Annotated in this window: 24 protein-coding genes and 3 pseudogenes; 19 read left to right on the top strand and 8 right to left on the bottom strand. The window is 38.2% G+C overall.

The window, feature by feature from the left end; all coding sequences use genetic code 11:
* The first annotated feature begins 1 nt into the window (after position 1).
* Positions 2–304: a TIGR04104 family putative zinc finger protein gene (locus tag SporoP17a_RS01830; protein ID WP_083031644.1), complete on the top strand. Its 303-nt coding sequence runs from the start codon at positions 2–4 to the stop codon at positions 302–304.
* A 483-nt stretch (positions 305–787) separates the two neighbouring features.
* On the opposite strand, the gene SporoP17a_RS01825 is transcribed toward SporoP17a_RS01830, so the two are convergent.
* Complete coding sequence (locus SporoP17a_RS01825) at positions 788–1,240, bottom strand: hypothetical protein (RefSeq protein ID WP_083031641.1); 453 nt, start codon at positions 1,238–1,240, stop codon at positions 788–790.
* Positions 1,241–1,390: 150 nt separating this feature from the next.
* Between SporoP17a_RS01825 and SporoP17a_RS01820 the strand changes: the two genes are divergently transcribed.
* Positions 1,391–1,570, top strand: a complete 180-nt coding sequence (locus SporoP17a_RS01820; protein WP_083031640.1) for a hypothetical protein — start codon at positions 1,391–1,393, stop codon at positions 1,568–1,570.
* 200 nt (positions 1,571–1,770) lie between these two features.
* On the opposite strand, the gene SporoP17a_RS01815 is transcribed toward SporoP17a_RS01820, so the two are convergent.
* A complete protein-coding gene (locus SporoP17a_RS01815) occupies positions 1,771–2,745 on the bottom strand; it encodes a siderophore ABC transporter substrate-binding protein (RefSeq protein ID WP_083031639.1) in 975 nt (324 codons plus the stop codon).
* On the opposite strand from SporoP17a_RS01815, the pseudogene SporoP17a_RS16930 reads away from it, so the two are divergent.
* The 9 genes and pseudogenes from SporoP17a_RS16930 to SporoP17a_RS01770 all read left to right on the top strand — a co-directional run bounded on the left by SporoP17a_RS16930 (position 2,744) and on the right by SporoP17a_RS01770 (position 11,374).
* A pseudogene (locus SporoP17a_RS16930) lies at positions 2,744–3,219 on the top strand (DNA alkylation repair protein). The gene SporoP17a_RS01815 and the pseudogene SporoP17a_RS16930 sit on opposite strands and share 2 nt — an antisense overlap.
* 298 nt (positions 3,220–3,517) lie before the next feature.
* Positions 3,518–4,054 (top strand): TetR/AcrR family transcriptional regulator, encoded by a 537-nt coding sequence (locus tag SporoP17a_RS01805; RefSeq protein ID WP_083031638.1) that lies wholly within the window; start codon positions 3,518–3,520, stop codon positions 4,052–4,054.
* 167 nt (positions 4,055–4,221) lie between these two features.
* On the top strand, positions 4,222–5,115 hold the full coding sequence (locus SporoP17a_RS01800) for a beta-keto acid cleavage family enzyme (protein ID WP_083031636.1): 894 nt from the start codon (positions 4,222–4,224) through the stop codon (positions 5,113–5,115).
* A complete protein-coding gene (locus SporoP17a_RS01795; protein WP_083031622.1) occupies positions 5,115–6,074 on the top strand; it encodes a 3-hydroxyacyl-CoA dehydrogenase NAD-binding domain-containing protein in 960 nt (319 codons plus the stop codon). Before SporoP17a_RS01800 ends, SporoP17a_RS01795 begins: the two co-directional genes overlap by 1 nt.
* A 24-nt stretch (positions 6,075–6,098) precedes the next feature.
* Positions 6,099–6,569, top strand: a complete 471-nt coding sequence (locus SporoP17a_RS01790) for a thioesterase family protein (protein ID WP_083031619.1) — start codon at positions 6,099–6,101, stop codon at positions 6,567–6,569.
* Between the two features lie 48 nt (positions 6,570–6,617).
* On the top strand, positions 6,618–7,829 hold the full coding sequence (locus tag SporoP17a_RS01785; RefSeq protein ID WP_083031616.1) for a quaternary amine ABC transporter ATP-binding protein: 1,212 nt from the start codon (positions 6,618–6,620) through the stop codon (positions 7,827–7,829).
* Complete coding sequence (locus tag SporoP17a_RS01780) at positions 7,826–8,656, top strand: ABC transporter permease (protein ID WP_083031614.1); 831 nt, start codon at positions 7,826–7,828, stop codon at positions 8,654–8,656. The genes SporoP17a_RS01785 and SporoP17a_RS01780 overlap by 4 nt, the downstream gene beginning before the upstream one ends.
* 14 nt (positions 8,657–8,670) lie before the next feature.
* A complete protein-coding gene (locus SporoP17a_RS01775) occupies positions 8,671–9,558 on the top strand; it encodes a glycine betaine ABC transporter substrate-binding protein (RefSeq protein ID WP_083031611.1) in 888 nt (295 codons plus the stop codon).
* A 76-nt stretch (positions 9,559–9,634) separates the two neighbouring features.
* Positions 9,635–11,374: a CocE/NonD family hydrolase gene (locus SporoP17a_RS01770; RefSeq protein WP_083031608.1), complete on the top strand. Its 1,740-nt coding sequence runs from the start codon at positions 9,635–9,637 to the stop codon at positions 11,372–11,374.
* A 129-nt stretch (positions 11,375–11,503) separates the two neighbouring features.
* Here SporoP17a_RS01770 and SporoP17a_RS16825 read toward each other — a convergent pair whose 3' ends face one another.
* Positions 11,504–11,662: a hypothetical protein gene (locus tag SporoP17a_RS16825; RefSeq protein ID WP_099640062.1), complete on the bottom strand. Its 159-nt coding sequence runs from the start codon at positions 11,660–11,662 to the stop codon at positions 11,504–11,506.
* Between the two features lie 110 nt (positions 11,663–11,772).
* On the opposite strand from SporoP17a_RS16825, the gene SporoP17a_RS01765 reads away from it, so the two are divergent.
* Positions 11,773–12,639 carry an MBL fold metallo-hydrolase gene (locus tag SporoP17a_RS01765; protein ID WP_083031605.1) on the top strand — a complete coding sequence of 289 codons (867 nt, stop codon included), beginning with the start codon at positions 11,773–11,775 and terminating at the stop codon, positions 12,637–12,639.
* Between the two features lie 382 nt (positions 12,640–13,021).
* Here SporoP17a_RS01765 and SporoP17a_RS17290 read toward each other — a convergent pair.
* Positions 13,022–13,996, bottom strand: a pseudogene (locus SporoP17a_RS17290) (siderophore ABC transporter substrate-binding protein).
* 355 nt (positions 13,997–14,351) lie between these two features.
* Between SporoP17a_RS17290 and SporoP17a_RS01750 the strand changes: the two are divergent.
* Positions 14,352–14,804, top strand: coding sequence for a MepB family protein (locus tag SporoP17a_RS01750; protein WP_083031599.1), 453 nt, complete (start codon positions 14,352–14,354; stop codon positions 14,802–14,804).
* 152 nt (positions 14,805–14,956) lie between these two features.
* On the opposite strand, the pseudogene istB reads toward SporoP17a_RS01750, so the two are convergent.
* From istB to istA, 3 genes and pseudogenes are all read right to left on the bottom strand, one after another.
* Positions 14,957–15,682: pseudogene (istB, locus tag SporoP17a_RS01745) on the bottom strand (IS21-like element helper ATPase IstB).
* A complete protein-coding gene (locus tag SporoP17a_RS16940) occupies positions 15,679–15,948 on the bottom strand; it encodes a hypothetical protein (protein ID WP_233193666.1) in 270 nt (89 codons plus the stop codon). Before SporoP17a_RS16940 ends, istB begins: the two are co-directional and overlap by 4 nt.
* The gene (gene istA / locus SporoP17a_RS01740; protein ID WP_233193667.1) at positions 15,945–17,132 is read right to left on the bottom strand and encodes an IS21 family transposase; all 1,188 of its coding nucleotides are present in this window, start codon (positions 17,130–17,132) and stop codon (positions 15,945–15,947) included. The genes SporoP17a_RS16940 and istA overlap by 4 nt, the downstream gene beginning before the upstream one ends.
* A gap of 380 nt (positions 17,133–17,512) precedes the next feature.
* On the opposite strand from istA, the gene SporoP17a_RS01735 reads away from it, so the two are divergent.
* The 6 genes from SporoP17a_RS01735 to yghU all read left to right on the top strand — a co-directional run bounded on the left by SporoP17a_RS01735 (position 17,513) and on the right by yghU (position 21,765).
* Positions 17,513–17,905, top strand: coding sequence for a disulfide bond formation protein DsbD (locus tag SporoP17a_RS01735; RefSeq protein WP_083035832.1), 393 nt, complete (start codon positions 17,513–17,515; stop codon positions 17,903–17,905).
* A gap of 61 nt (positions 17,906–17,966) precedes the next feature.
* Positions 17,967–18,149, top strand: coding sequence for a hypothetical protein (locus SporoP17a_RS01730; protein ID WP_083031596.1), 183 nt, complete (start codon positions 17,967–17,969; stop codon positions 18,147–18,149).
* Positions 18,150–19,054: 905 nt separating this feature from the next.
* The gene (locus SporoP17a_RS01720) at positions 19,055–19,285 is read left to right on the top strand and encodes a hypothetical protein (protein WP_083031590.1); all 231 of its coding nucleotides are present in this window, start codon (positions 19,055–19,057) and stop codon (positions 19,283–19,285) included.
* 578 nt (positions 19,286–19,863) lie between these two features.
* Positions 19,864–20,415 carry a hypothetical protein gene (locus SporoP17a_RS01715; RefSeq protein WP_083031587.1) on the top strand — a complete coding sequence of 184 codons (552 nt, stop codon included), beginning with the start codon at positions 19,864–19,866 and terminating at the stop codon, positions 20,413–20,415.
* A gap of 32 nt (positions 20,416–20,447) precedes the next feature.
* Positions 20,448–20,864: a DUF5412 domain-containing protein gene (locus tag SporoP17a_RS01710; RefSeq protein WP_083031584.1), complete on the top strand. Its 417-nt coding sequence runs from the start codon at positions 20,448–20,450 to the stop codon at positions 20,862–20,864.
* A 112-nt stretch (positions 20,865–20,976) separates the two neighbouring features.
* The gene (gene yghU / locus SporoP17a_RS01705) at positions 20,977–21,765 is read left to right on the top strand and encodes a glutathione-dependent disulfide-bond oxidoreductase (RefSeq protein ID WP_083031581.1); all 789 of its coding nucleotides are present in this window, start codon (positions 20,977–20,979) and stop codon (positions 21,763–21,765) included.
* Positions 21,766–22,009: 244 nt separating this feature from the next.
* Here yghU and SporoP17a_RS01700 read toward each other — a convergent pair whose 3' ends face one another.
* Positions 22,010–23,116, bottom strand: coding sequence for a 5-methyltetrahydropteroyltriglutamate--homocysteine S-methyltransferase (locus tag SporoP17a_RS01700; protein WP_167693358.1), 1,107 nt, complete (start codon positions 23,114–23,116; stop codon positions 22,010–22,012).
* Positions 23,117–23,313 lie beyond the last annotated feature (197 nt).

Below are 23,313 nucleotides of genomic sequence, written 5' to 3'. Positions count from 1 at the left end.
AATGCCTACATGTGAAAATTGCAATAATCAATGGAGTTGGAAACAAACCATAAAAAAGACGTCTACATTGGACCCGGCCATGACTTGCCCATACTGCGGTGAAAAACAGTATCAAACGCAAAAATCCAAAGGGAAAGTAGGGATGTTAACTCCGATCGTTTTATTGCCACTGGTCATTCAATTGTTCTTTGACGTGCCAGGAGCTATACTACTCAGTTTATTTCCCATTTTATTCATTTTGGTTATCATTCTATATCCGTTTTTAGTGAAGGTAAGTACCAAAGAGAAATACATAGGGGAATAGTGAAGTATGTATGCTAGAATCGGACGTAAGTGTGCACTGCAGAGAGTGTGATTCATTGTCCTTAGGAATCAAAAAGATGTAATAATGCACCTAGGATGCAATAGTCATTGATTTTACAGTGGCTATGTTAAAGCAGCAAAACGAAGGAAGCAAGGCATATGCAGATGAATCTGTTATATGGTTTCGATTAATAGATAAAAAAAATAGAAGTTCAATGTTCACTGATTACTACTTTGTGTGATGAAACTATTCCCGACATTGACTGCCTTGAAATTTACCAAGTAATAACGTACGGGAAATTCGCTTCAATAAATGGGGTAGTTTCATTGGCTAATGGTATGAAGATTAATTTCCGTGATGTATTTAGGTTTAGTAATACTGCAAGCTCTGGAAAAGTAAAGGAAATAAAATCGTACAAGCTACAATAAATACCAGTACCAGGATCCAGCACTATTCAGAATTGATTTGGGACCTGGTACCTGATTAACATCCTCGCAAAAACATTGAATCAAGGTTGTTGGAATATTGTAAAATCATCATCGCTGTTTTTTGAAAGTCGTTCATTTGATGTTCTAGGTTAGATAACTGGGCGCTTCCTTGAAATTCGGGAATTTCCTTGATATCATTCATTAACTGCATAGCGTTCATGAAATTAGAAGCAGCTGGATTTACTAATTCATGGATCCAAATTTCAATACTCCTTTGTGAATAGGCATACGTTATACGCAAACATTCAACATAACCTTGACAACGATGGTGGTAATAACCCCCCAGATCGAAGAAATCAATAAATTGATTCCATGGATCGGGTAGAGAGTACGAAAGATTGAGGGTTAAATTGTATGATGTTTTTCTGACCTCCTCAATTTGATTACTAAATTGTACAAGCAACTTATAAATATCCTCAAATGTGACTGGTATGCTATTCCCATTCATACAATCTTCTCCTCTCATTTTCACAAAAAGCCGGTAATAGATGTTCTCCATAGTACCGTATGAATTATAGATGTTTTATATGAAATATATTATTGTGATATGACATGTAAACAACTCCTTTTTAAATAAAAGGGATGGAGGGTTAAAGTAATGAAGACGATGACCGGATTATATTTTTTCTTTATCGCAATACATCTTGTCAATCTAGCAAATATTACGTTATCGAAAGGAGAATGGAACGGCATAACGATGTGGGTTAGTACAGGGTTGTTTATAGCTGGCACTGCCTATTACTCATTTAACAAAAGTGCCAATCGAAAAGCGGAATAATTAAATGTTCTACAGATAAAGCGCAGTAGTTGAACTAGATTTGTTGCTAAATCTTAGATGCTGGGCTACCTTATTAATGAAGATAGATCAAAAATAGTACCTACAGAAAAAACCATCTAAAGCAAACGGAGATCATCCGAAAGCTTTAGATGGTTTTTCTTTAGGCTATACATAGCGAAATGAAATTAGGGAGTGTGAATCTATTCTTTCCAATAGGCATTTGTATCTTCAATCATCTTTTTCGATGATTGCAATCCACCGCCATAGAACCATGCTTCTGTATCTAGATAAATTATATGATCATTCTTATACGCATTTGTTCTTTTCACCAGTTCATTTTCAAACATTTCCTTTGTGCTATCATGAGCAGTATTGAGTACTGCACTACGATCCACAACAAAGATGATGTCTGGATTTTTTTCTGTGATATATTCGAAATTAATGGTTTGACCAAATTTCGCTTTTTCAATGTTTTCATCAACCGCTTTGTACCCAGCAACATCATGGATGAATCCACCGTAACGCGAACCAGGTCCATAAGCACTTATTTTTCCTTCATTCACCATGACAATCAACGTTTTCGCATCAAGATCTTTCGTTTTCTCTTGAATAGCATCGACTTTTTCATTTATTTCTGTTAGTTCTTTGTCAATTTGCTCTTCTTTATTAAATATGTTGGCGATGGTTTCCATATTGTCTGTAAATGAATCCATATAGTTCGTGAAGTCGACACTCATATAAACGGTTGGAGCAATACCTGTAAATTCATCATACATTTCGGCTTGACGATCCCCGATAATAATAAGGTCCGGTTTCATTCCATCAATCGCCTCAAAGTCTGGTTCCACTAAACTTCCTACACTTGTATATTCAGATCCAGCATACTTTTTTAGATACTCAGGTACCACATTTTGTGGAACACCTGCAACCTCAATGCCTAATGAATCCAACGTATCTAATACACCAAAATCTAGTACAACAATTTTCTCTGGCACTTTATTCAACACCACTTCTTGATCATCCAGTTCATGCTGAATTTTTATTTCAGTTGATTCCGCACCTTCTTGAGTAGTACTAGATGATTCGTCTGCTTGTTTATCCGTATCTTTAGATCCGCATGCAGAGATCACTAGCATACAGGTAAATATTAATACAAATAAAGACCACTTTTTCATGATAATACCCTCTCTTTTTAAAAATCTTTTTATAAAGAAAAACTTTGAAAATACTAATGCCCGTAATGCAAATAAGCATATTTTTTGGCATATTTCTCATTCATTACAACGTATGTATTTGTTTTTATTCTTCCTTTCTTTATATAGTTCAGTATACGGCTTTCATAGAATTATAGGGGATATTGCTCTTAAATATCCAGTCGTTGATAAGACAATGATGCAGTGGTGTTTAGATGAAAATATCTGGTTAAGACGAATTGTAATTAATCATCAAATGTTTGCTATGAACGAAGAACTTTTGGAGAAGATTTTAATTAATAATCTTGATGATGATGAATTTTTCATTAATAAAGCAATGGATGGGCATTGAGAGATTATAGTAAGACAAATCCAAAATTGGTTATCCAGTTTATTGATAAACACAGAGAGGAATTGTCAACTCTTAGCATTAAAGAAGGAAGTAAATATACTTAGGGCAAGTCCATATTGGAAAAATAGCTTGAAGTTGTAAAAATGATTGATTTGATGAAGAGGACACAATGTAAACTGTTTTACATAGATTTTTTTGATGAATGATTATTGCTTGTCAACATTGAATACGAACTTCGCAACACTCAGCCGCCACTTCGAAAAGAATCCACAAAACTTCGAAACGCTCAAGACAAACTTCGCAACAACCACACTGTCCAGCTAAGTCCGCCCCACCTCATTTGAAAACAAACCGTCCGGATGGTACAGTGAATAATATGATATACCCTAAGGAGGAACAGAAATGACTGGGAGCACAAGAAAAATAGATATTCTGGACGCCGCTTCTAAGATCGTTGCGGAAAAAGGGATTTTTCATTTAACGATTGAAGCTGTGGCAGCAGAAGCAGGTATTAGCAAGGGCGGTTTGCTCTATCATTATAAATCAAAAGAAGTGCTCGTTGAAAAAATGGTTGAACATTTGGCCAGGAATTATAAAACTAAAATAAATACACAAGCCGAAGAAGATGAAAAAGAAAGAGGGAAGTTTACCCGCGCGTATTTAGACGTCACGTTTAAAAAAGGTTATCCGAATAAAGATATGCATTCGGGATTACTTGCTGCGAAGGCTATTAATCCAATTTTAATGCGTCCGATCCGAGAAGCTTATTTGGAATGGCAACATGAAGTGGAGGAAGATGGAATTGATCCCGTTATTGCTACGATTATCCGGTTAGCGTCTGATGGTATTTGGCTGGCTGACCTGTTTGATATTAACCCGATTAGGGGTGAGCAAAAAGAACTAGTTTACAAAAAATTACGTGAATGGACCGCGCAATAGAAATACCTTAATAGCAGACTTGAAGCAGGTTTTACTTGATAAGAACATAAGAGATGCTAGTTACCTAGGGGTTGAAAGGCTTTTCTAATAACTGTATAGTATTCAATATATCAAAACCGTCTAGACGGTACAGTAACTGTAGGCGGAAAATTATCGGAGGTTATTTCATGAAAAATAAAGTTTTACTTACAGCAGCAGTCACAGGTGCAGGAGACACAACTGGCATTAGCCAATACGTTCCGATTACACCGAAAGAAATTGCAGATTCTGCAATTGAATCAGCAAAAGCTGGTGCAACAGTTGCTCACATACATGCACGTGATCCGAAAACTGGCGGGATCAGCCATGACGTTGAGCATTACAGAGAGATTATGGATAGAATTCGAGATTCAGAAGTTGATGTGATCGTTAATATTACAGCAGGTGGCGGCGGCGATTTTATTCCTAACTTAGATACACCGGCTGCAGGAGGTACAGGCACATTCATTCAAACGCCGGATGAGCGTCACCGTCCTGTCGGAGAGTTGCTTCCTGAAATGTGTACGCTTGACTGCGGAAGCCTTAACTTCGGCGATATGATTTACTTAAGTCCTGCTGAATGGCTTCGTAAACACGCAAAACTGATTCAGGAAAGCGGTGTGAAACCTGAGTTGGAATGTTTCGACACTGGCCATCTTCGTTTTGCAAAACAGCTCATTGATGAAGGATTAATTGATGGGGACCCGATGTTCCAATTTTGCTTAGGTATTCCATGGGGGGCGGAAGCGGATGCTGAAACGATTATGTATTTTAAAAGCCGCCTTCCAGAAAATGCACACTGGTCTGCATTTGGGATTGGACGTATGCAATTGCCAATAGCAATGCAAACTGCAATGCTTGGCGGGAATATTCGTGTCGGCTTGGAAGATAACTTGTATTTATCAAAAGGGGTATTTGCAAAAAACGAGCAGCTCGTCGATAAAGCTGTCGGTATGCTTCACAGCAATGGCATTGAAATAATGACTCCGCAAGAAGCTCGAGAATTCTATAAACTGAAAAACCCCGTTGGAGGTAAGGCGTAATGAGTACACCAATTGTAAAAAAAGTAGCCGTTATTGGCACAGGCGTTATTGGAAATGGCTGGATTGCACGTTTCCTTGCTCAAGGTTTGGAAGTAGTCGCATATGACCCGGTTGAAGGAGCAGAAGCGCGAACAAAAGCTGCTATTCAGCAAGCGTGGCCGTCGTTAGAACATATGGGACTGAATCCTGAAACATCTGCAGACCGTATTACATTCGCACCTTCTATTGAAGAAGCTGTTAAAAACGCAGTCGTCATTCAGGAAAACGTGCCCGAACGTTTGGAATTAAAGAAGAGCGTTTTAGCTGAAATTGATCAGTACGCAAAACCGGAAGCGATTATTTCTTCGAGTACTTCAGGCATTATGCCAAGTACATTGCAAGAAGACTTGCAGAATCCTGAAAGGCTTATCGTTGCACACCCGTTCAACCCTGTTTATATTCTTCCTTTAGTTGAACTAGTAGGCGGTCAAAAAACGGATCCGGCAATTATCACGCAAGCAGAAGAATTTTATACATCTATTACGATGAAGCCTCTCGTTATTCAAAAAGAAATCGAAGGACATGTGGCTGACCGTTTAATGGAAGCACTTTGGCGTGAAGCGCTTCATTTAGTTAATGACGGGATTGCAACAACTGAAGAAATTGATGCTTCTATTATATATGGGGCAGGATTACGCTGGGCGCAAATGGGACCATTCTTGACATTCCATCTCGCGGGCGGAGAAAAAGGAATGCGCCATATGCTTGAACAATTTGGTCCCGCATTGAAATTGCCATGGACGAAATTAGAAGCGCCTGAATTGACTGATGAACTGAAAGAAAAAGTAATTGAAGGCTGTGAAACACATGCTGGTGAAAGCTCAGTTGCTGAATTGGAAGTAAAGCGCAATGAGTTTTTAGTGAAACTTCTTGATTTAGTAGAAGAATATTGGCATGAACCGGCAAAAGCTTCAAAGTAAGCTGATTAAAAGGGGGAGTATTTGATGGAACAGAAGACATTTAACTATTCCACCGATGTGCTAAAAGAATGGGTGGATTACAACGGACATATGAACGACGCTGCTTATGCGCAAGCGTTCAGCGCGGCTGTCGATTCATTTATGGAATATATCGGTTTGGATGAAAAAGGCCGTGAAACTTATAGTTATACGATTTTTACATTAGAAACCCATCTCTGTTATTTATTAGAAGCAAGTGAAGGTGAAAAGCTGGATATTGCTGCACAGCTCCTTGATACAGATGAGAAACGATTGCATATCTTTTTCAACATGATGAATGCAGATGGTCAACTCGTTGCAACAAGTGAGCAAATGCTAATGGGGATCGATACTGAGACAGGAAAAGCAGCGCCTTTTCCGTCCGCATTTTCAAATACGATCAAAACAAAAGCGCAAGCAGATCATCAGCTGGAAATACCTAAGCAAGCAGGACGTACAATCGGCATTCGCCGATAAGCTTGTCAGGCTGCAGGGTTCAACTGCGACTACTAAAGGAGAATTCTTATGTATAAAATCGAAGTGAAAAACTTAACGAAGATTTTTGGTTCACCCGCACTTCAGGGCTTAAAGATGCTAGAAGACGGTCATACAAAACCTGAAATACTGAAAAAAACCGGCATGACAGTAGGGGTTAATAAAGCGGCATTCCAAGTGAAAACCGGTGAAGTTTTCGTTATTATGGGACTTTCAGGGAGCGGTAAATCAACACTTATCCGTCTTGTGAACCGTCTTATTGAACCGACAAGCGGTGAAATTCTTGTCGATGGTGAAAACCTGACAAAAATGAATCATAAAGATTTACTGGAAACGAGAAGAAAGAAATTAGCGATGGTGTTCCAAAACTTCGGTTTGCTTCCTCATCGCACGATTTTGAGCAACGTCGCTTACGGCTTGGAACTGCAAGGCGTTAAAAAAGAAGAGCGCGAAGCAAAAGCGTTAAAAACGATTGAAGATGTCGGTTTGAAAGGATATGAAGCAAGTTATCCATCAGAATTAAGCGGTGGTATGCAGCAGCGCGTCGGTATTGCGCGGGCATTGACGAATGATCCGGATATATTATTAATGGATGAATCATTCAGTGCGCTGGACCCGATTATACGGACAGAAATGCAAAATGAATTAATGAATTTGCAGAGCAAATTAGGAAAAACGATTTTATTCATCACACATGACTTAAATGAAGCACTAAAACTCGGTGACCGTATTGCCATTATGAAAGACGGACAAATCGTTCAAATTGGAACAGCCGAAGAAATTCTGGAAAACCCTGCAAACGACTACGTTACAGACTTCGTTAAAGATGTAGACCGTTCCAAAGTGCTCGAAGCTTCTCATGTCATGAAACGTCCAGAAGTTGTGATGACACATAGAGATGGACCGCGTATGGCAGTCCGCAAAATGGAAGAGGTTGGCGCTTCAAGTATCTTCGTTGTTGGAAAAGAAAATCATTTCGAAGGTCTTTTAACGATTGACGATGCGATAAAAGCATATAAAGAAGAAATCCCGCTAAATGAAATGCTCATTAAAGAAGTGATTTCAGTGCCTCCGACTACCCCGCTAAATGAACTGATTGAAATCGCGGTCGATTCGAAGTATCCAATAACTGTTGTTGAAGACGGCAAGTTATTAGGAATTATTTCGCGCGTATCCATCCTTTCCGGTCTAGTACTCGGCAAAGAGAAAGATTCAGAAACTAGCGAGGTGACTTCATTATGAACTACTTTAACTTACCTATAGAAAAATGGACAAATACATTTGTAGACGATTGGCTTCTTCCAAATACGTCTGGTTTCTTCGATAAAATAAGCGACATGCTGCGGGCATTTATTGATGCAGTAACGAACTTTCTTCTTATTATTCCACCTGAAGTTATTGTACTGCTAGTCATTTTGCTGGCATGGAAAGTTTCTGGCAAAGGATTGGCATTGTTCTCCCTGATCGGTGCATTTTACATCGGTGCCGTTAATTTATGGGATGAATCTGTACAAACAGTAGCCATCGTAATTGTTTCTACTTTGATATCCGTTATTATCGGGATTCCGGTCGGGATTTTAGCGGTGCTCAACAGGACAGCCGACCGCATAATTCGTCCGATTTTGGACTTTATGCAGACGTTGCCGAGTTTTGTTTACTTAATTCCCGCGATTCTATTATTCGGGCTTGGCGCTGTACCGGCAGTTATCGCAACATTCGTTTTTGCCACACCGCCGGCAGTACGCATGACAAGTCTAGGTATTAGACAAGCGCCGGAAGAAGTCATTGAAGCTTCCAAAGCATTTGGCGCAACCCGCTGGCAATTGCTTGCAAAAGTACAATTTCCACTGGCAATTCCCACGATAATGGCTGGTGTTAATCAAACGATGATGCTTGCACTTTCCATGGCGGTCATTGCATCTATGATCGGTGCACCAGGACTAGGGGATACAGTATTAACTGGTATTTCCACAGTTAACGTTGGACTTGGTCTAACAGGTGGTCTTGCAATTGTTGTGCTTGCCATCATTTTAGATAGAATTACGCAAAGTATTGGAACAAAAAAGTAAAAGGGGAAATTTAAATGAGAAAGTTTTTAATGGGTACGATGACTGCGTTATTGCTATTAGCGCTAGCTGCATGTTCGTCAGGAGACGACAAAGAACAAACGTCAGACAAAGATTCAGGTGAAAGCGAAAGCAAAACAGTTACATTTGGAATAACGCCTTGGACTAGTACTGTTCCACCTACAGAGATTGCTAAATTGATTGTTGAAGATATGGGGTATAAAGCAGAAGAAGTAAAAGCGGATGCCGGGAACGTATTTATCGGTCTTTCCCGCGGTGATATAGATGTGTTTATGGATGCATGGCTTCCAGCGCATGAAAACCACATTGCAAAATATAAAGATAATATTGAACAAACAGCGGTAAGCTATGACGATGTAGCAACAGGTATGGTTGTACCAACTTATATGGACGATATTAATAAAGTAAGTGATATTAAAGGAAAAGAAGATTTATTCAACAATGAAATGTACGGGATTGAAGATGGTGCAAGTGCAACAGGTATTATTAACGACATGCTTGAAGGATATGACCTCGACATGAAGCAGGTGAACTCATCTGAAGGAGGAATGCTGGCGCAGGCACAACGTTTTATGAGCAAAGAAGAGCCGGTCGCGTTTTTCGGCTGGAGACCTCATACGATGTTTAATAAGTTCGATTTAAAAGTTCTTGAAGATGATCAAGGAGAATACTTCGAAAAAGCTTCAGTAGAGGTAATCACGAATAAAGAATTAAAAGAAAATAATCCAAAAGTCTATGAGTTTTTAAGTAACTGGAGTATTTCAATTGATGATGTAGAAAAAATGATCGAACAGATTGAAACTGAAGGAAAAGATCCAAAAGAAGTGGCACAAAATTGGATCGACAATAATCAGGACAAAGTGAATGAAATGTTAGGAAAATAAAAACAGGGGGCCCTGTGTTGGTGGAAATTAATCCTCTGCACAGGGCTTTTACATATAAAAGAAGGAGTGTTGGATAATGAACAACGATCAGAAAATTATTGTAGACAGAGAAGTGCCATGCGTAATGAGAGACGGAGTGAAGTTATACGCTAATATTTATCGTCCGGCGGAAGAAGGGTCTTTTCCGGTTTTATTGACAAGACTGCCTTATAATAAAAACCTTCCAGACTTTTCACACCGTTATATTGATCCAATCCGCATTGCAATGAGCGGCTATATTGTAATTATTCAGGACGTGCGCGGACGTTTTGCTTCTGAAGGAGAGTTTGCACCATTTATTCAAGAGTTTGAAGACGGATACGACACGGTGGAATGGGCATCTGAAATGCCGTATTCCAATGGCAAAGTAGGTATGTTTGGCCTGTCTTATTACGGTTTTACACAGCTGTATGCAGCTTTGGAAAAGCCGGAAGCGCTGCAAGCGATCTTTCCTGCAATGACTGGGAATATGAAAGAAAGCGGTTTATTTGCCCGGGGTGGAATTACGGAATTGGCAGCTGCCCAAACATGGATGCTTGATTCCGTCGTGTATGATTATTTGAAAAGAGCTGGAGTAGATAATTACGAAGAAGCGATGGCTGAAGTGATTAAAGATCTGGACCGTATCGATGAGCACCATCAGGCAGTCCCTTATGAAAAGTGGGAACCTGTTCAAAAGCATCCGGTATTGATCCCATTCTATGAAAAATATTTCCTGAATGATTTTGGTGGGGAATTAAAACAGGAAATGTTGAAAAGATTGGACGAAAATGGACCGCTTCGACTTCCGGCATACCATTTAGCAGGCTGGTATGACAGCCATTTAGCACCGACTTTATTAAATTACGAGCAAATGCAAAGCTCTTTGAACAATCAAAAACTTATTATCGGACCATGGTCTCATGGATATGTAGACTCTGACATTGGTGAGCGTGCATTTGGCGGTCTGGCTTCCGGCCATAATATTGATGGGAAAGAGGATATAACATCTCTTCATATTGACTGGTTTGACTATTGGCTAAAAGAAGAACATACAAGTATTCCAGCGGATGAGGATCCTGTAAAGATTTTTGTAATGGGGATTAATGAGTGGCGATCTGAAAAAGAATGGCCCCTGCAGCGAACTCAATTGACACCTTTATATATAGAAAGCGACGGTTATGCGAATGAAAATATGAAATCGGGTCGCTTAATATGGAACAAGCCTGTAGAAGCCGGTGAAGATTATTATGTACATGATCCTGAAAATCCTGTACCAAGTCACGGGGGCGGCACGTTATTTTATAAAGGAAGAAATTCAGGGCCGCGTGATCAGCAGGGACTTGAAAAAAGAGAGGATATCGCTGTTTACACAACAGAGCCTCTGACAGAACCGGTTGAAGTGACAGGGTGGATAAAAGTGAAATTATGGGCGTCTTCAGATGCGGTTGATACAGATTTCATTGCGAAATTGATTGATGTGATGCCCAACGGAAAAGCTTATAATTTAACGGACGGCATTGTACGAGCTAAATATCGGAATGGGAATAAAGAAGAAGCACCTTTGTGCGGCGAGGTTGTGGAATATGAAATAGACTTATGGGCAACAAGCAATGTATTTTTACCTGGACATTCCATACGTCTTGAAATTGCTTCAAGTAATTTTCCGCGTTTCGAAGTAAACCCGAATACGGGAGATACAACAAAGGATACTGAAAAAATGATCAAAGCGAATCAGATAATTCATCATGGTGCTCAATATCCAACACATATTGTGCTGCCGGTCATTTCGAATTAATAATGCATGGAAAACGCAAACTTCTAAACGAAGTTTGCTTTTTGTATTGAATAACGCCGTGGTAGGAGAGTTTCCCGGATTGGTAGGACAGTTAGTCTTTGTTAGTCAGTAGGTACGTTATATGCAAAATTAGCTTTGATTTATCATATCGTCCGAAGGCGATTCCTTCTTCATCATTTCTTTTGCAATCAATTCCTTTACTTCATTATAAGTTAAACCTGAATTGGCGTTTTGCTTTTTGACATCTTCAATGTTTGTGCCTGCTTCAGTATACTTTTTACCGGTCACTAAACTTCATTCCTTTTTTAATAGGATTTCACAAAACAATCCTTTCATACGTGTGAATCTTTGGCGTTCTGGATCTTTATGTTTTAATATGGAAACGAGGAGTGAATTAAATGAAATCTGTTATTAGCCGTTACGGCAGGGAGGTTTATCCTGTTGTGCTGCCAATTGAAAACCATTCATTGCAATCATTTAATTTTTATATAATACGTGACAACGATTCCATTACATTACTGGATGCGGGGCTTACTAATGAGAAAAGCCTGCAGGCGCTACAAGCAGTCCTGACTGAGCAAAAGTTAAATGTTTCAAATATTGATCGCATTATATTAACGCATCATCATGAAGATCATGTTGGTTTGGTTCCGTATATTTTGAAAGAGAAAGGAGTGCCGGTCTATGCGCACCCGTTAGCTGTGCCGCGTTTAAAGATGGATACGGATTTTTTACGAATGCGCTACACATTTTTTGAAAAACTGTATGAAGAAATGGATTGTAGTGAACAAGGGGCGGTCCGTCTTGCAAAAATGCAGGACACTATCCAAAATGTAAAAAAGAAAGAATTGCAGACAGACATTACTCTAATTAAAGAAAGCGATGAAATAGCTGGTCTTCGTGTGCTAGGCACACCTGGACATTCACCTGACTCGATCTGTTTATATGATGAAAAAAGAAAATGGCTGTTTTCAGGAGATCTTTTTTTTGCTAACAGCTCAACAAATGCAATTATTGATCCGGATCTCGAGGGCAATCGGCTGCAGGCCGTTGCGGAATACAGCAAATCGCTGAAACGAATTCAGCAGCTTGAAGCTGATATCGTATTTCCTGGACATGGCGGGCTGATCACGAATCATAAAGAAGTTATTCAGGCAAAGCTCGATAAAATAAATAGAAAATCAAAACGTCTTTATCACTATATCGAATCAGGTATTTCTACAGGAAATGATTTGGCAGAAGCTTATTACAAACAAACATATTGACGTAGTTGGCGATATGAATACTAATTATCAAAAGTCCATTATCATTCAAACCACAATAAAAAGTTCTAACCATGATGCACATAAGTTAGTGATGGAAACTGAAAAGACTATAAATGAAATTTTACATTTCGAGGAACTAAATTCAGTATCTACTATTGATTCTTATACGACGATTATACTATTGGATAACAAAAGTAAAGAATTCAATTCATAGGGCTGAAAAATGTTGGTCTACCTTATTAATGAAGGTAGATCAAAAATAATTCCTACAAAAAAACCATCTAACGCTAACGGAGATATCCCGGCAGCTTTAGATGGTTTTACTTATAGTTTTCCGTATAGTCTAGGCTATAAATAGCGAAATAAAATAAGGAGTGTGAATCTATTCATTCCAATAGGCTTCTGTATCTTCAATCATCTTTTTCGATGATTGCAATCCACCGCCATAGAACCATGCTTCTGTGTCTAGATAAATTATATGGTCATTCTTATAAGCGTTTGTTTTTTTTCACCAGTTCATTTTCAAACATTTCCTTTGTGCTATCATGCGCGGTATTTAGTACTGCACTACGATCCACGACAAAGATAATGTCTGGATTTTTTTCTGTTATATATTCAAAGTTAATGGATTGACCAAATTTCGCTTTTTCAATGTTTTCATCAACCGCTTTGTACCCAGCAACATCATGGATGAATCCACCGTAACGCGAACCAGGTCCATAAGCACTTATTTTTCCTTCATTCACCATGACAATCAACGTTTTCGCATCAAGATCTTTCGTTTTCTCTTGAATAGCATCGACTTTTTCATTTATTTCTGTTAGTTCTTTGTCAATTGCTCTTCTTTATTAAATATGTTCGCAATCGTTTCCATGTTGTCTGTAAACGAATCCATATAGTTCGTAAAGTCGACACTCATATAAACGGTTGGAGCAATACTTTTAAATTCATCATACATTTCGGCTTGACGATCTCCGATAATAATTAGGTCCGGTTTCATTCCATCAATTGCTTCAAAGTCTGGTTCCACTAAACTTCCTACACTTGTATATTCAGATCCAGCATACTTTTTTAGATACTCAGGTACCACATTTTGTGGAACACCTGCAACCTCAATGCCTAATGAATCCAACGTATCTAATACACCAAAATCCATTACAACAATTTTCTCTGGCACTTTATTCAACACCACTTCTTGATCATCAAGTTCATGCTGAACTTTTATTTCAGTTGATTCCGCACCTTCTTGAGTAGTACTAGACGATTCGTCTGCTTGTTTATCCGTATCTTTAGATCCACATGCGGAGATCACTAGCATACAGGTAAAAAATAATACAAACAATGGCCATTTTTTCATGACAATTAACCTATCTTTGTATAAATTTTCATTTTCCAAAGTAAAATCTTAAAATTACTAATGCTTTTAATCCAAATATCGGTATGTTTGGAGTCCATTTCGTTCGTTACAAGAAATGAATAAGGAAAAGGCCAAATTCATTATACAATAAACAAATGATAATGACTATCATCTTCAAGTGAAAGTTGAAGTGAAATATTAGCATTCGGGAAGTAAACAGCCGGTAATATATCTCGCTCATAAGACATAAAAAGTATCGCATGAACTAAACACGACGTCCAATAAAAAATGCTATGCTAGTAAGAATAAGTAGTAGGATAATATTGTAATCCATAACGAATTAGAGGGGCACACCATGAAAGATTTTTATAGTGCAGTTACTTATATTAATGAAATGATGTATGAGCCCAATCATTTGATTTTACAATCGGTGCAAGAAGAAAAGCAAAATGCTAAGTACGGCGCTGGTACATTTCAAATAGCTTCTAGAACTGTTCGATTTAGGGTAGCGAATACAACACCTAGAAAAGTAGGGCAGTTTGTTGCGTTTTGGGAAAAGGACGAAAACGATAAAAATCAACCTTATTCATACGAGGAAGCACCTGATTTGTTCGTGATCACTACTTTTAAAAATACACATGAGTTTGGACAATTTATTTTTCCGAAGGAAGTGATGTTGCACCAGGATATGATTAGCTCCAGTTCAACAAAAGGAAAAATGGCATTAAGAGTGTATCCAAGCTGGGATCATCCTACTAGTAAACAAGCGTTGAAAACACAGCAGTGGCAGTTACCTTATTTTTGTTGATATGAGACGATTAAATACTTTAACTAAAGACAAAATAATGGGATTGTATTCGTAATAAATCACTTCAATTGGGTGACTGTTGTGTTTTGCAAGAAAAAAGTGCAGAAGAATGCAAAGAAAAATACACAAGCTTGCCAGCCTTCATTTTAGTCTTATTTTTGACGTGATAATGCGTTAGTTACCCTAAAACTATCTCCTGTAAAATTTAATATATGGGCATGATGTATCACCCGATCTACTAAAGCAGCAGTCAATCTAGAATCACTAAAAACGCGATTCCATTGACTAAATTCCAAGTTTGAAGTGATGATCAAACTTTTCTGTTCGTACCAGTCAGAAATGAGCTGAAAGAGGAGCTCTGCTCCCTCTTTATTGAACGGCACGTACCCCATCTCGTCTAATATGATCAAGTCCACGCTTTTAAAGCGGTTTCTAAACTGAGTTAACTTACCTTCTTGCCATGCTTTCTCCAAGGCTTCAGCCAAATCTGATACTCTGTAAAAGCGTACTTCGAGACCTTGCTTACAGGCGTCATATCCAATTGCTGTTGCTAAATGAGTCTTCCCTGTACCAGGCGCACCGGTTAAGATTAAATTTTCCTTACGTCTAATAAAATTTAGAGTACATAACTCTTGTGAATCAATGTGAGAAGGGAAATGAATTTGTTCACTCCATTGAAATGACGAAAGGGACTTCTTTTGTAGAAATCTTGCTTTCTTTATTAATCGTTAAGCTTTCGCCTCTTCTCGCAGCTGCAGCTCTTTTTGAAATAAATCTTCAAGAAATTGAACCGGGTTCTCGTATGGAATATCCGAAAAAACATCATGCACATGAGCTAAGCGTAAAGTTTTGCACATCGTCTGTAAATCTGTGTTCACTGCACCTCACCTTCAATCTGCGAGGTATTCTGGAGCTGATCATAATTGCTCCAATCAATATCATATGGATGCGCCTCTGGCTCTTTCAAAGTGTCTGATTGGCCACCCAACAGCTCATAGAATTGGTCATTGATTTCATTCATTTCATAAGTAGCTAATAGCCCAAGAAGCCAGTTGATGCGTTCTTTACGAATCGTAAGACTGGAGATATTTAGGTATTCATAAATACGCCCTGGTAAATAAACTGAAAAACGAGAGTAGCTCACTGCCGCGGTTTACTTAACCATGCCTTTAAGATGGATTTCCATGGAATCTCGCGATTCCTATGCATATAGGGTCGGTTATCTTTATATAAAAGTTCTCCGTGAGGAGATACCACCTTAAAGCGATCCCAATATTTCACTATAGACAAGTTGCTGTAATTATAGGCTTTCGGAACATAGACCTTTACTTTATCTAACGTGATTTCTCCATACTTGTTCGCTTTTACTTTTTCTTCTTTGAATACTGGATAGTCTTCTTCAGGCAACGCTAAAAGGTATTGATACTCCTCCTGCAGTAGCTCCTGTAAAGGAACTTGTTTCTTATAATGAACGCGTTGTCGGTCCTTCGTTAGTTGCTCTTCTAGTAGCTTAGTCAAATTTTCTAAACTCTCTATGACAGGGGCTGGAGTAATGAAATTATATCGAACGTAACCGACTTTGTTTTCTACATTTCCCTTTTCGTTACCGGAGTATGGATTACATGCTTGAGGTTCAAATCCATAATGATTGGCAAACTGTAAGAATTCACTTGTGAATACAGCTTCTTCGTTTCTATTCCTTGGTTTAACGACAGCTGTTTTCATGTTATCAATACGGATTTTTCTAGGAACTCCACCTAGTTGGTCAAATATCATTTTCATGCCGTGTAAGAGGCACTCTTGATTTTCTGCCGGCAATGGAACTGCATACGCACTGTTACTAAAAGGAAGAGACATGACTAAGCAATGAATATCTCGATATTTTCCGTCTTGAACCGCTTGCATCAATCCAAAATCCAATTGTGCTTCAGCAGGGGGATGAATGAGTCGCTCATAGTTTTTGTCCTTCGTCTCACCTTCAATATCTTCTCTTCCTTCACGCCATTCTTTAATGAAGTATGAAACAGTACGATAGGATCCCTTAAATCCCATATCTTGCAGTGCAGTGAAGATTCCATTGTTTGTTCTTCTATCTTTTCTTTTTAATTTTTGGTCTTCCCAAAGCCAATCACCAACAATTTCTCCCCATTTTTCTGTATACATCATTCCTGTTCTTTTTCTTTCTTTTTCCTGCGGCAATTGATCACCATCTGCATATTTTTTAGCTGTTCTCCAATTAATACCTAGAGTTTTTGATATATGATTAATAGATAATGATTTCTGATTCCTCATTAGTTTGATACAATTAATTTCAGGCATTGCTAGCATTCCTTTCAACCTCCACTGATTTGATTCGACACCAATACAGTAGAGAAGATTTGGAAGGCTGGCAAGCCTTTTTTTGTTGAAACTTCAGTTGCAACGTTATGTACTTTTTCTTTTCAAAACTCTGTACTTCTATTTTGCACTACACAACTGTTATCAAGCTTAGATTTTCGCGCTGTTCAGAGTTGATTAAACACTTAGAAAAATCAGGAGTTTTCATAGTATTTCGCCCATAATGAACGCAATTGTTTTATGAATTATTTATACTCTTTCAGTAATCGGGCCAATATTTCTTAAGAGTGAAACGTAAGCAAAGGTTGATCCGTATTTAAGAGAGGGATGTAACGGGATACTTCAATTCTTAAGGAAGGATGAAAGGGAAAGTGAACAAAAAGGCATTTAATATAATCGGATGGATTTTACTTTTAGTAATGGGAGTTTCTTGGATTGTATTTGGCTATTCAAATTGGTACTTATTGTTACTCCCATTATCTTATATCAGCTTTTCAATCAGTGATGGTAGCATTAAAAAATTAGGAGAACTGTCTATATCACAAGCTGCTTTAATCTTGTTTGCGTTAGCAGTATCGGTCAGTATTGTATTTGGTCTAATTCAATTAGCAAACTTCGTCATTAACGACAAATTGCATCTGACAGGAGTAATCAAAACAGCCAGCCAGATAATTGCTATTATTATCTCATTATACCCTGTTAAGTTTACATTTGGCAGCGTTGTTTATAAAGTATACGGTGATTCACATGCAAATAAAACGTAAGTCTTGTTATACAATATCGTTCCAGAATCGGGCCAGATTATCAGGTAAGGAGGTATTGGCTATGAACCCTAAGAAAAAGAAGTTATTTATAGTTCCTCTAATCATCTTTTCATTTCTTGGAATAGTCGGTTTTTCAAATTATAACTCGTTTCAAAACGCAAAAAAATCCTGCGTGGAACACAATATGACTGCTCAGGTAGAACAAGATTTTTTAGCTATTAATTGGTCAGTTATTTGTGAATGATTCGCATCACGCTTATTGCGTTATCGGGCGCGTTTATGGAGGAGACTTCTTTGTAGTTGGCTAGTTGATTGGAGCGGAAGCCGGCGACTCCCGGAGGATCAGCGGGACAGGTAAAACACCCGGCGAGCAACGCGAGGGGTGTGGTTCACCGCCCGCCCTCGGGAACGCGTCCGGCTGGAGCGCAAGTCAACGGATCTTGACTAATTTGCCTTTACCGGGCGCGTTTGTAGTATATCTTCTGTGTACTTGCTTAGTTGATCTTCGCTACAGCCGGCGACGCCAAGAGGATCAGCGAGAGCCATAACGAAGAAAGGCTTTTGCGAGCGAAGCGAGTAGTGTGGTTCACCGCCCGCCCATAGGACACGCGTCCGGCTGGAGCGCAGATCAACGGGTTGTAACCGCTCTTACGTTAACGAGTGCAATTCTGGAATAAGGATTGTGCCATTAAAAGACCATTTAGGAGAGGAGGATTTTCTTGATTGAGTTGTTAAAAAACATATATCAGTTATCAGGTGTTGTCCTGCTCATATGTGGTATTTACTACTATTTTCATTTCAAGAAAATTAAGAAGGAAAGGAAATTAACTAAAGTTGAACTCTCCATTTACATCATAACTCGAATTGCATTTTTCCTTTGTGCAAGTAGTTTTCTACTCCTGTTTTTGGATAGAAACTATGGCTAAAAGTTACAAAGTAATCAGGCACGATTGTTATGAAAGGGGAATCTTAATAAACTATGAAGAAAAACATTTTTTACTTTGTTGCGGGATTCCTAACTTACTTCGTAGTCTCAACTCTTATAAAATTATTATAAAAAGAAGACTGATTGTACAAAAGTGCGCAGTTGTGGAAGAAGCACTGTGCCTGATAGTTTTGTAAATTTAGTAGATAAAAAGGTGGGGTATGTTGAAACTACCAAAAATCTCAGAAATTAATTTTTTGAAATTAATGATCCATTCTTTTTTAGTTGTTTTTACTTTAACTCTCATAACCCTTATTGGTAAAGACTTACTAGGGTGGGCACTTGGACATCCAATTGAAAAAGATGTTAGGTATGTATCTATTGGTTTATTTATGATTTGGTTGTTATTTGCTTTGCAAAAAGATAAATATAAAAGAGAAAATAGCGATTGTTGAAAACTCTATAAAACAAACGAGTGCGTCTATGGAAGTGAATTTAAAACACGCGCAGAGTTAATCGGTGCGGAAGCCGTGCCCGCGGAACGCGTCTGGTTGCAGCGCAGATCAACGGGTTGCAACCACCATCCCGTGATCGGTTGCGATTCCAGCACAAAGTATTAACCCTATTCATTATACAGGTCAATTTAAAAAGTAAGTACCAACAACAATTCACTTGAAACTGGAAGAATGAGAATGGCGATTGGTGTGGGATATTTAATTGCTTTGTTTGGTGTGATTATTGCATATGTTTAAAGTAAGAGGAAGTTGGAGAAAAGAAAGCACCGAGTGTGGGCAATTGCTTTTGCAGTAGATTTAACTAATGCCGTAATTGTTAAAAATCCCTAGGTGACATTCATCATGCTGTATATTTTCTCAATCATTTCATAATCGGACGCGTTATGTTGTTGATTGGTATATTTAAAAAAGAAGAAATAGCTCAACCATCATAATGATCGTAATAACGGTTGCGATAGTCACACATAGTTGTTTCAAAAACGGCATATTTTAAAAATTAAGGATTAGGAGATGTAGTGATGACAGCTTTTTTCAGATACTCTCTTGTTCTGCTTATTTTCCTCCTATCCGGTTGCAGCGGCATATCGAAATATGATGATCATGAACCGGCAGCCATTGTAAAAGGGCAGGAAATTACGATTGGGGATTTACGGTTCTTATATCCTGATGAGACTGCATTGGATTATTTGGATGGAACAATTAAATTAGAATTAGTAAAACAAGAGGTACAAGAAATGGGCTTTGATATAACTGGGAATTTAGAAACGGATCCAGACTGGTTTGCAGAACTGCCTCCTAAAAACACAAAAGATGAAGGCGGCAGGCAAATACGTGATTTTGCTGAATCTCAAGCCAAAAAGCTGCATATGGATCCGGAAGAGTACCAAAAGGAATACGCCAAGAGAATAAACGAACTAAATGCACATCTCATCACCTTTCTGGAAGAAAAATTAGACGGCTATCAATTCGGCGATGAAAAGATGAATGAGGAAGCGAATCAGTTATTGGAGGAAATGGTTGAGGAAAATAAAGAAGAGATTAAAGTGTTGATTAAGCCGACTGTACGGTAAATGGGTTAACTATTTACTAATGTACGAAAGTGATGTTCTTTGGATACTTTGATGGAAATTCATATAAAAGGTGGGCAAAGTCGATTAAAAAAAATACGTTAAAAGTGTTTATGGTCGTCAGTTTATTGTTGGCTGCATTTATTGGTTATGGTGTCTATTGGGCATTCTATGATATGAGTAGATTGCCGCCAGGAGAATACTTGACAGAGGAGACATCTCCTGATGGAAAATACACAGTAAAAGCCTACGTCGCCAACGGAGGAGCTACAGTGCCTTATGCTATTCGCGGAGAATTGGTTTTCAATCAAGGAAATAATAAAACGAAAAATATATATTGGAATTATAAAGAGGATACAGTAATTATTACTTGGGCAGATAATGATACAGTGGTTATTAATGGGCATTCATTGAATGTACCAACAGATCAATTTAATTTCAGAAAGCCATAACGTATTACTTTATTATTGGGCGCGTTAACTGGATGGTAAACTAAATAGTTGGAATAGTTTTCTGCTGTTAGTATGATGGAGTTACTAAATAGACAGTAGGAGGAGTGTTGAGATGACAAAATATGAATTATCAAACGTGTGGAAGTGGGAAGAAGAGAATACAAATAGATGGGGGAATCGTCCGACAGCCGGTGAACGTTTTGAACAAAAACTACCGGTCGGAGAGGCACCGTTCCAACTTTATTCACTCGGAACACCGAACGGTATTAAAGTGACGATTATGCTGGAAGAATTAAAAGAGTTGGGTGTTGATGGTGCAGATTATGATTTGTATGAAATCAATATTGGAGCCGAGGAACAATTTGGGTCAGATTTTGTTAAGATCAATCCTAATTCAAAGATCCCAGCGCTAGTCGATCAAAGTCAAAGTCCACGTATGGAAATTTTTGAATCAGGGTCGATTCTGCTGTACTTGGCTGAGAAATTTAATAAACTGATCCCGACAGATATTCATGGACGGACAGAAACCATTAATTGGCTATTCTGGCAAATTGGGTCAGGTCCTTATGTTGGTGGAGGGTTTGGTCACTTTTTTGCTTATGCGCCAGAGCCCATGAAATACCCAATTGATCGTTTTACTATGGAAACGAAACGTCAAGTAGACTTGCTAGATAAGATATTAGCTCAGCGTTCTTATATCGCTGGTGATACTTATACTATTGCAGATATTGCGATATGGTCTTGGTATGGACGTTTAGCTTTAGGAAAATTGTATGAAGGCTCTTATGAATTTTTAAACATGGAGGAATATACCCATCTCTTGGAATGGTCTCATCGCATTGCGAACAGACCTGGCGTTCAAAAAGGTCTTGCCGCAGAGTATCAGTCGCTTGGGGAGTAGTTTCTTAATAAACAATGTATGGATGATTTTCTCTTTTAAAATACAATTAAAACCTTATATAGACCTATCAAAGAAAACGGTATCGTAAATAGGAAGAGTGGTTTATTTATCAAAAGGACGCGATTGTTGTAATCAATAGGAGCAATGATCAAACTTTATTTAAAATCTACACTAAACACACACGCTTTTCATGTGAAAATAAAGAGCGTGTGTGTTTTGACGTAGAATGGAAAGTTCTTACGTATTACCAGATTTCATTCGACAGCTTGATAATATGTTCCATTTTACTCCACTGCTCTTCTTCTGATAGACTGTTTCCTTCTTCTGTACTTGCAAATCCACATTGTGGTGATATTAATAAACGTTCTAATGGGAAATGCTCCGAAGCTGCTTTCACTTTTTCTTTCATCGCATGTGCATCTTCTAATTCAGGAGTTTTCGAAGTCACAACCCCTAACACCACTTGTGTATCCTCGTTTTTGATGTTCGCTAACGGTTCAAAACCGCCTGAACGTTCATCGTCATATTCCAATAAATACACCTCATAACCAAGCTCATCGAAATACTTAGAAACCGTTTCATAACCACTTGTATATAAATAAGCAGATTTATAGTTTCCCTTACACATATGTGTCGCCACAATCATATCTTCTGGTTTATTCTTTAATGACTCTTTAATAACCCTTACAAATAAATCTGTTGTGTCTGTTAATTTTAATCCTGTGAAATTCTCCATAATACTTGCTAGTTTTGGGTCATCTAATGCGGATAGGATACACTCATCAAACTGTAAATATCTACAACCTGCATCGTAGAAAGCTTGGATAGCATCTTGGTATACTTTAATTAAGTCAGCTGCTAAGTCCTCGATATTTGGATATATTTCTTTTTCCTTTTCTGAAATGACTCGTTGGAAAAACATTGTTGGAGCAGGAATCGTATACTTTGTAAATTGTGATCCATCCCCATACTTTTCAACTACGTCAGCTAGAAACTTTAAATCATTTACCATTTCATGATTTCCAAATGAGATTTTATCTGTTACTTTAAAGGATTCCGCCCTAGTAGTTTGTCCAACAAAATCATAACCTTTTTCAACTGCTTCAAATGATACTCCTTCTAAGTCCCAGAAAAAGTCATGCATAAACCAAGAACGTCTAAATTCACCGTCTGTAATGGCTTTTATTCCTAAATCAATTTGTTTCTTTACTAATTTTTCAATTTCTACATCTTCAACATGCCGAAGGGCCTCTGCCGTCAATTCGTCATTTATGTAGGCTTTTCTCGCATCTTTAATGGCATCTGTTCTTAAAAAGCTTCCAACATGATCATGTTTACCGATTTGTATCATATTCATTATCCCCTTAATAATACTAATTTTTTCTATAGTATTTATTCGATTTATTCGTTCCACTTACAAATCTACTAGACATTAGCAGGTAAGGTAGAGAACGACATCATTAATGTAGCATTATCAACATGTACTTACAAGAATAATCCAACCATTCTGAATGCAACCAAGTGTCCGTATGTGGTACCTCTCTTTAG

It is taken from the genome of Sporosarcina ureae (genome assembly GCF_002082015.1).
Taxonomy (GTDB): domain Bacteria; phylum Bacillota; class Bacilli; order Bacillales_A; family Planococcaceae; genus Sporosarcina; species Sporosarcina ureae_A.
This window is presented reverse-complemented; position numbering and strand designations above follow the sequence as displayed.

Bases quoted from the DNA above. Each gene is read 5' to 3' on its own strand.
- SporoP17a_RS01830 (WP_083031644.1), top strand. From the start codon at position 2: ATGCCTACATGTGAAAATTGCAATAATCAATGGAGTTGGAAACAAACC.
- SporoP17a_RS01825 (WP_083031641.1), bottom strand. From the start codon at position 1,240: ATGAATGGGAATAGCATACCAGTCACATTTGAGGATATTTATAAGTTG.
- SporoP17a_RS01820 (WP_083031640.1), top strand. From the start codon at position 1,391: ATGAAGACGATGACCGGATTATATTTTTTCTTTATCGCAATACATCTT.
- SporoP17a_RS01815 (WP_083031639.1), bottom strand. From the start codon at position 2,745: ATGAAAAAGTGGTCTTTATTTGTATTAATATTTACCTGTATGCTAGTG.
- SporoP17a_RS01805 (WP_083031638.1), top strand. From the start codon at position 3,518: ATGACTGGGAGCACAAGAAAAATAGATATTCTGGACGCCGCTTCTAAG.
- SporoP17a_RS01800 (WP_083031636.1), top strand. From the start codon at position 4,222: ATGAAAAATAAAGTTTTACTTACAGCAGCAGTCACAGGTGCAGGAGAC.
- SporoP17a_RS01795 (WP_083031622.1), top strand. From the start codon at position 5,115: ATGAGTACACCAATTGTAAAAAAAGTAGCCGTTATTGGCACAGGCGTT.
- SporoP17a_RS01790 (WP_083031619.1), top strand. From the start codon at position 6,099: ATGGAACAGAAGACATTTAACTATTCCACCGATGTGCTAAAAGAATGG.
- SporoP17a_RS01785 (WP_083031616.1), top strand. From the start codon at position 6,618: ATGTATAAAATCGAAGTGAAAAACTTAACGAAGATTTTTGGTTCACCC.
- SporoP17a_RS01780 (WP_083031614.1), top strand. From the start codon at position 7,826: ATGAACTACTTTAACTTACCTATAGAAAAATGGACAAATACATTTGTA.
- SporoP17a_RS01775 (WP_083031611.1), top strand. From the start codon at position 8,671: ATGAGAAAGTTTTTAATGGGTACGATGACTGCGTTATTGCTATTAGCG.
- SporoP17a_RS01770 (WP_083031608.1), top strand. From the start codon at position 9,635: ATGAACAACGATCAGAAAATTATTGTAGACAGAGAAGTGCCATGCGTA.
- SporoP17a_RS01765 (WP_083031605.1), top strand. From the start codon at position 11,773: ATGAAATCTGTTATTAGCCGTTACGGCAGGGAGGTTTATCCTGTTGTG.
- SporoP17a_RS01750 (WP_083031599.1), top strand. From the start codon at position 14,352: ATGAAAGATTTTTATAGTGCAGTTACTTATATTAATGAAATGATGTAT.
- istA (WP_233193667.1), bottom strand. From the start codon at position 17,132: ATGCTAGCAATGCCTGAAATTAATTGTATCAAACTAATGAGGAATCAG.
- SporoP17a_RS01730 (WP_083031596.1), top strand. From the start codon at position 17,967: ATGAACCCTAAGAAAAAGAAGTTATTTATAGTTCCTCTAATCATCTTT.
- SporoP17a_RS01715 (WP_083031587.1), top strand. From the start codon at position 19,864: ATGACAGCTTTTTTCAGATACTCTCTTGTTCTGCTTATTTTCCTCCTA.
- SporoP17a_RS01710 (WP_083031584.1), top strand. From the start codon at position 20,448: ATGTTCTTTGGATACTTTGATGGAAATTCATATAAAAGGTGGGCAAAG.
- yghU (WP_083031581.1), top strand. From the start codon at position 20,977: ATGACAAAATATGAATTATCAAACGTGTGGAAGTGGGAAGAAGAGAAT.
- SporoP17a_RS01700 (WP_167693358.1), bottom strand. From the start codon at position 23,116: ATGATACAAATCGGTAAACATGATCATGTTGGAAGCTTTTTAAGAACA.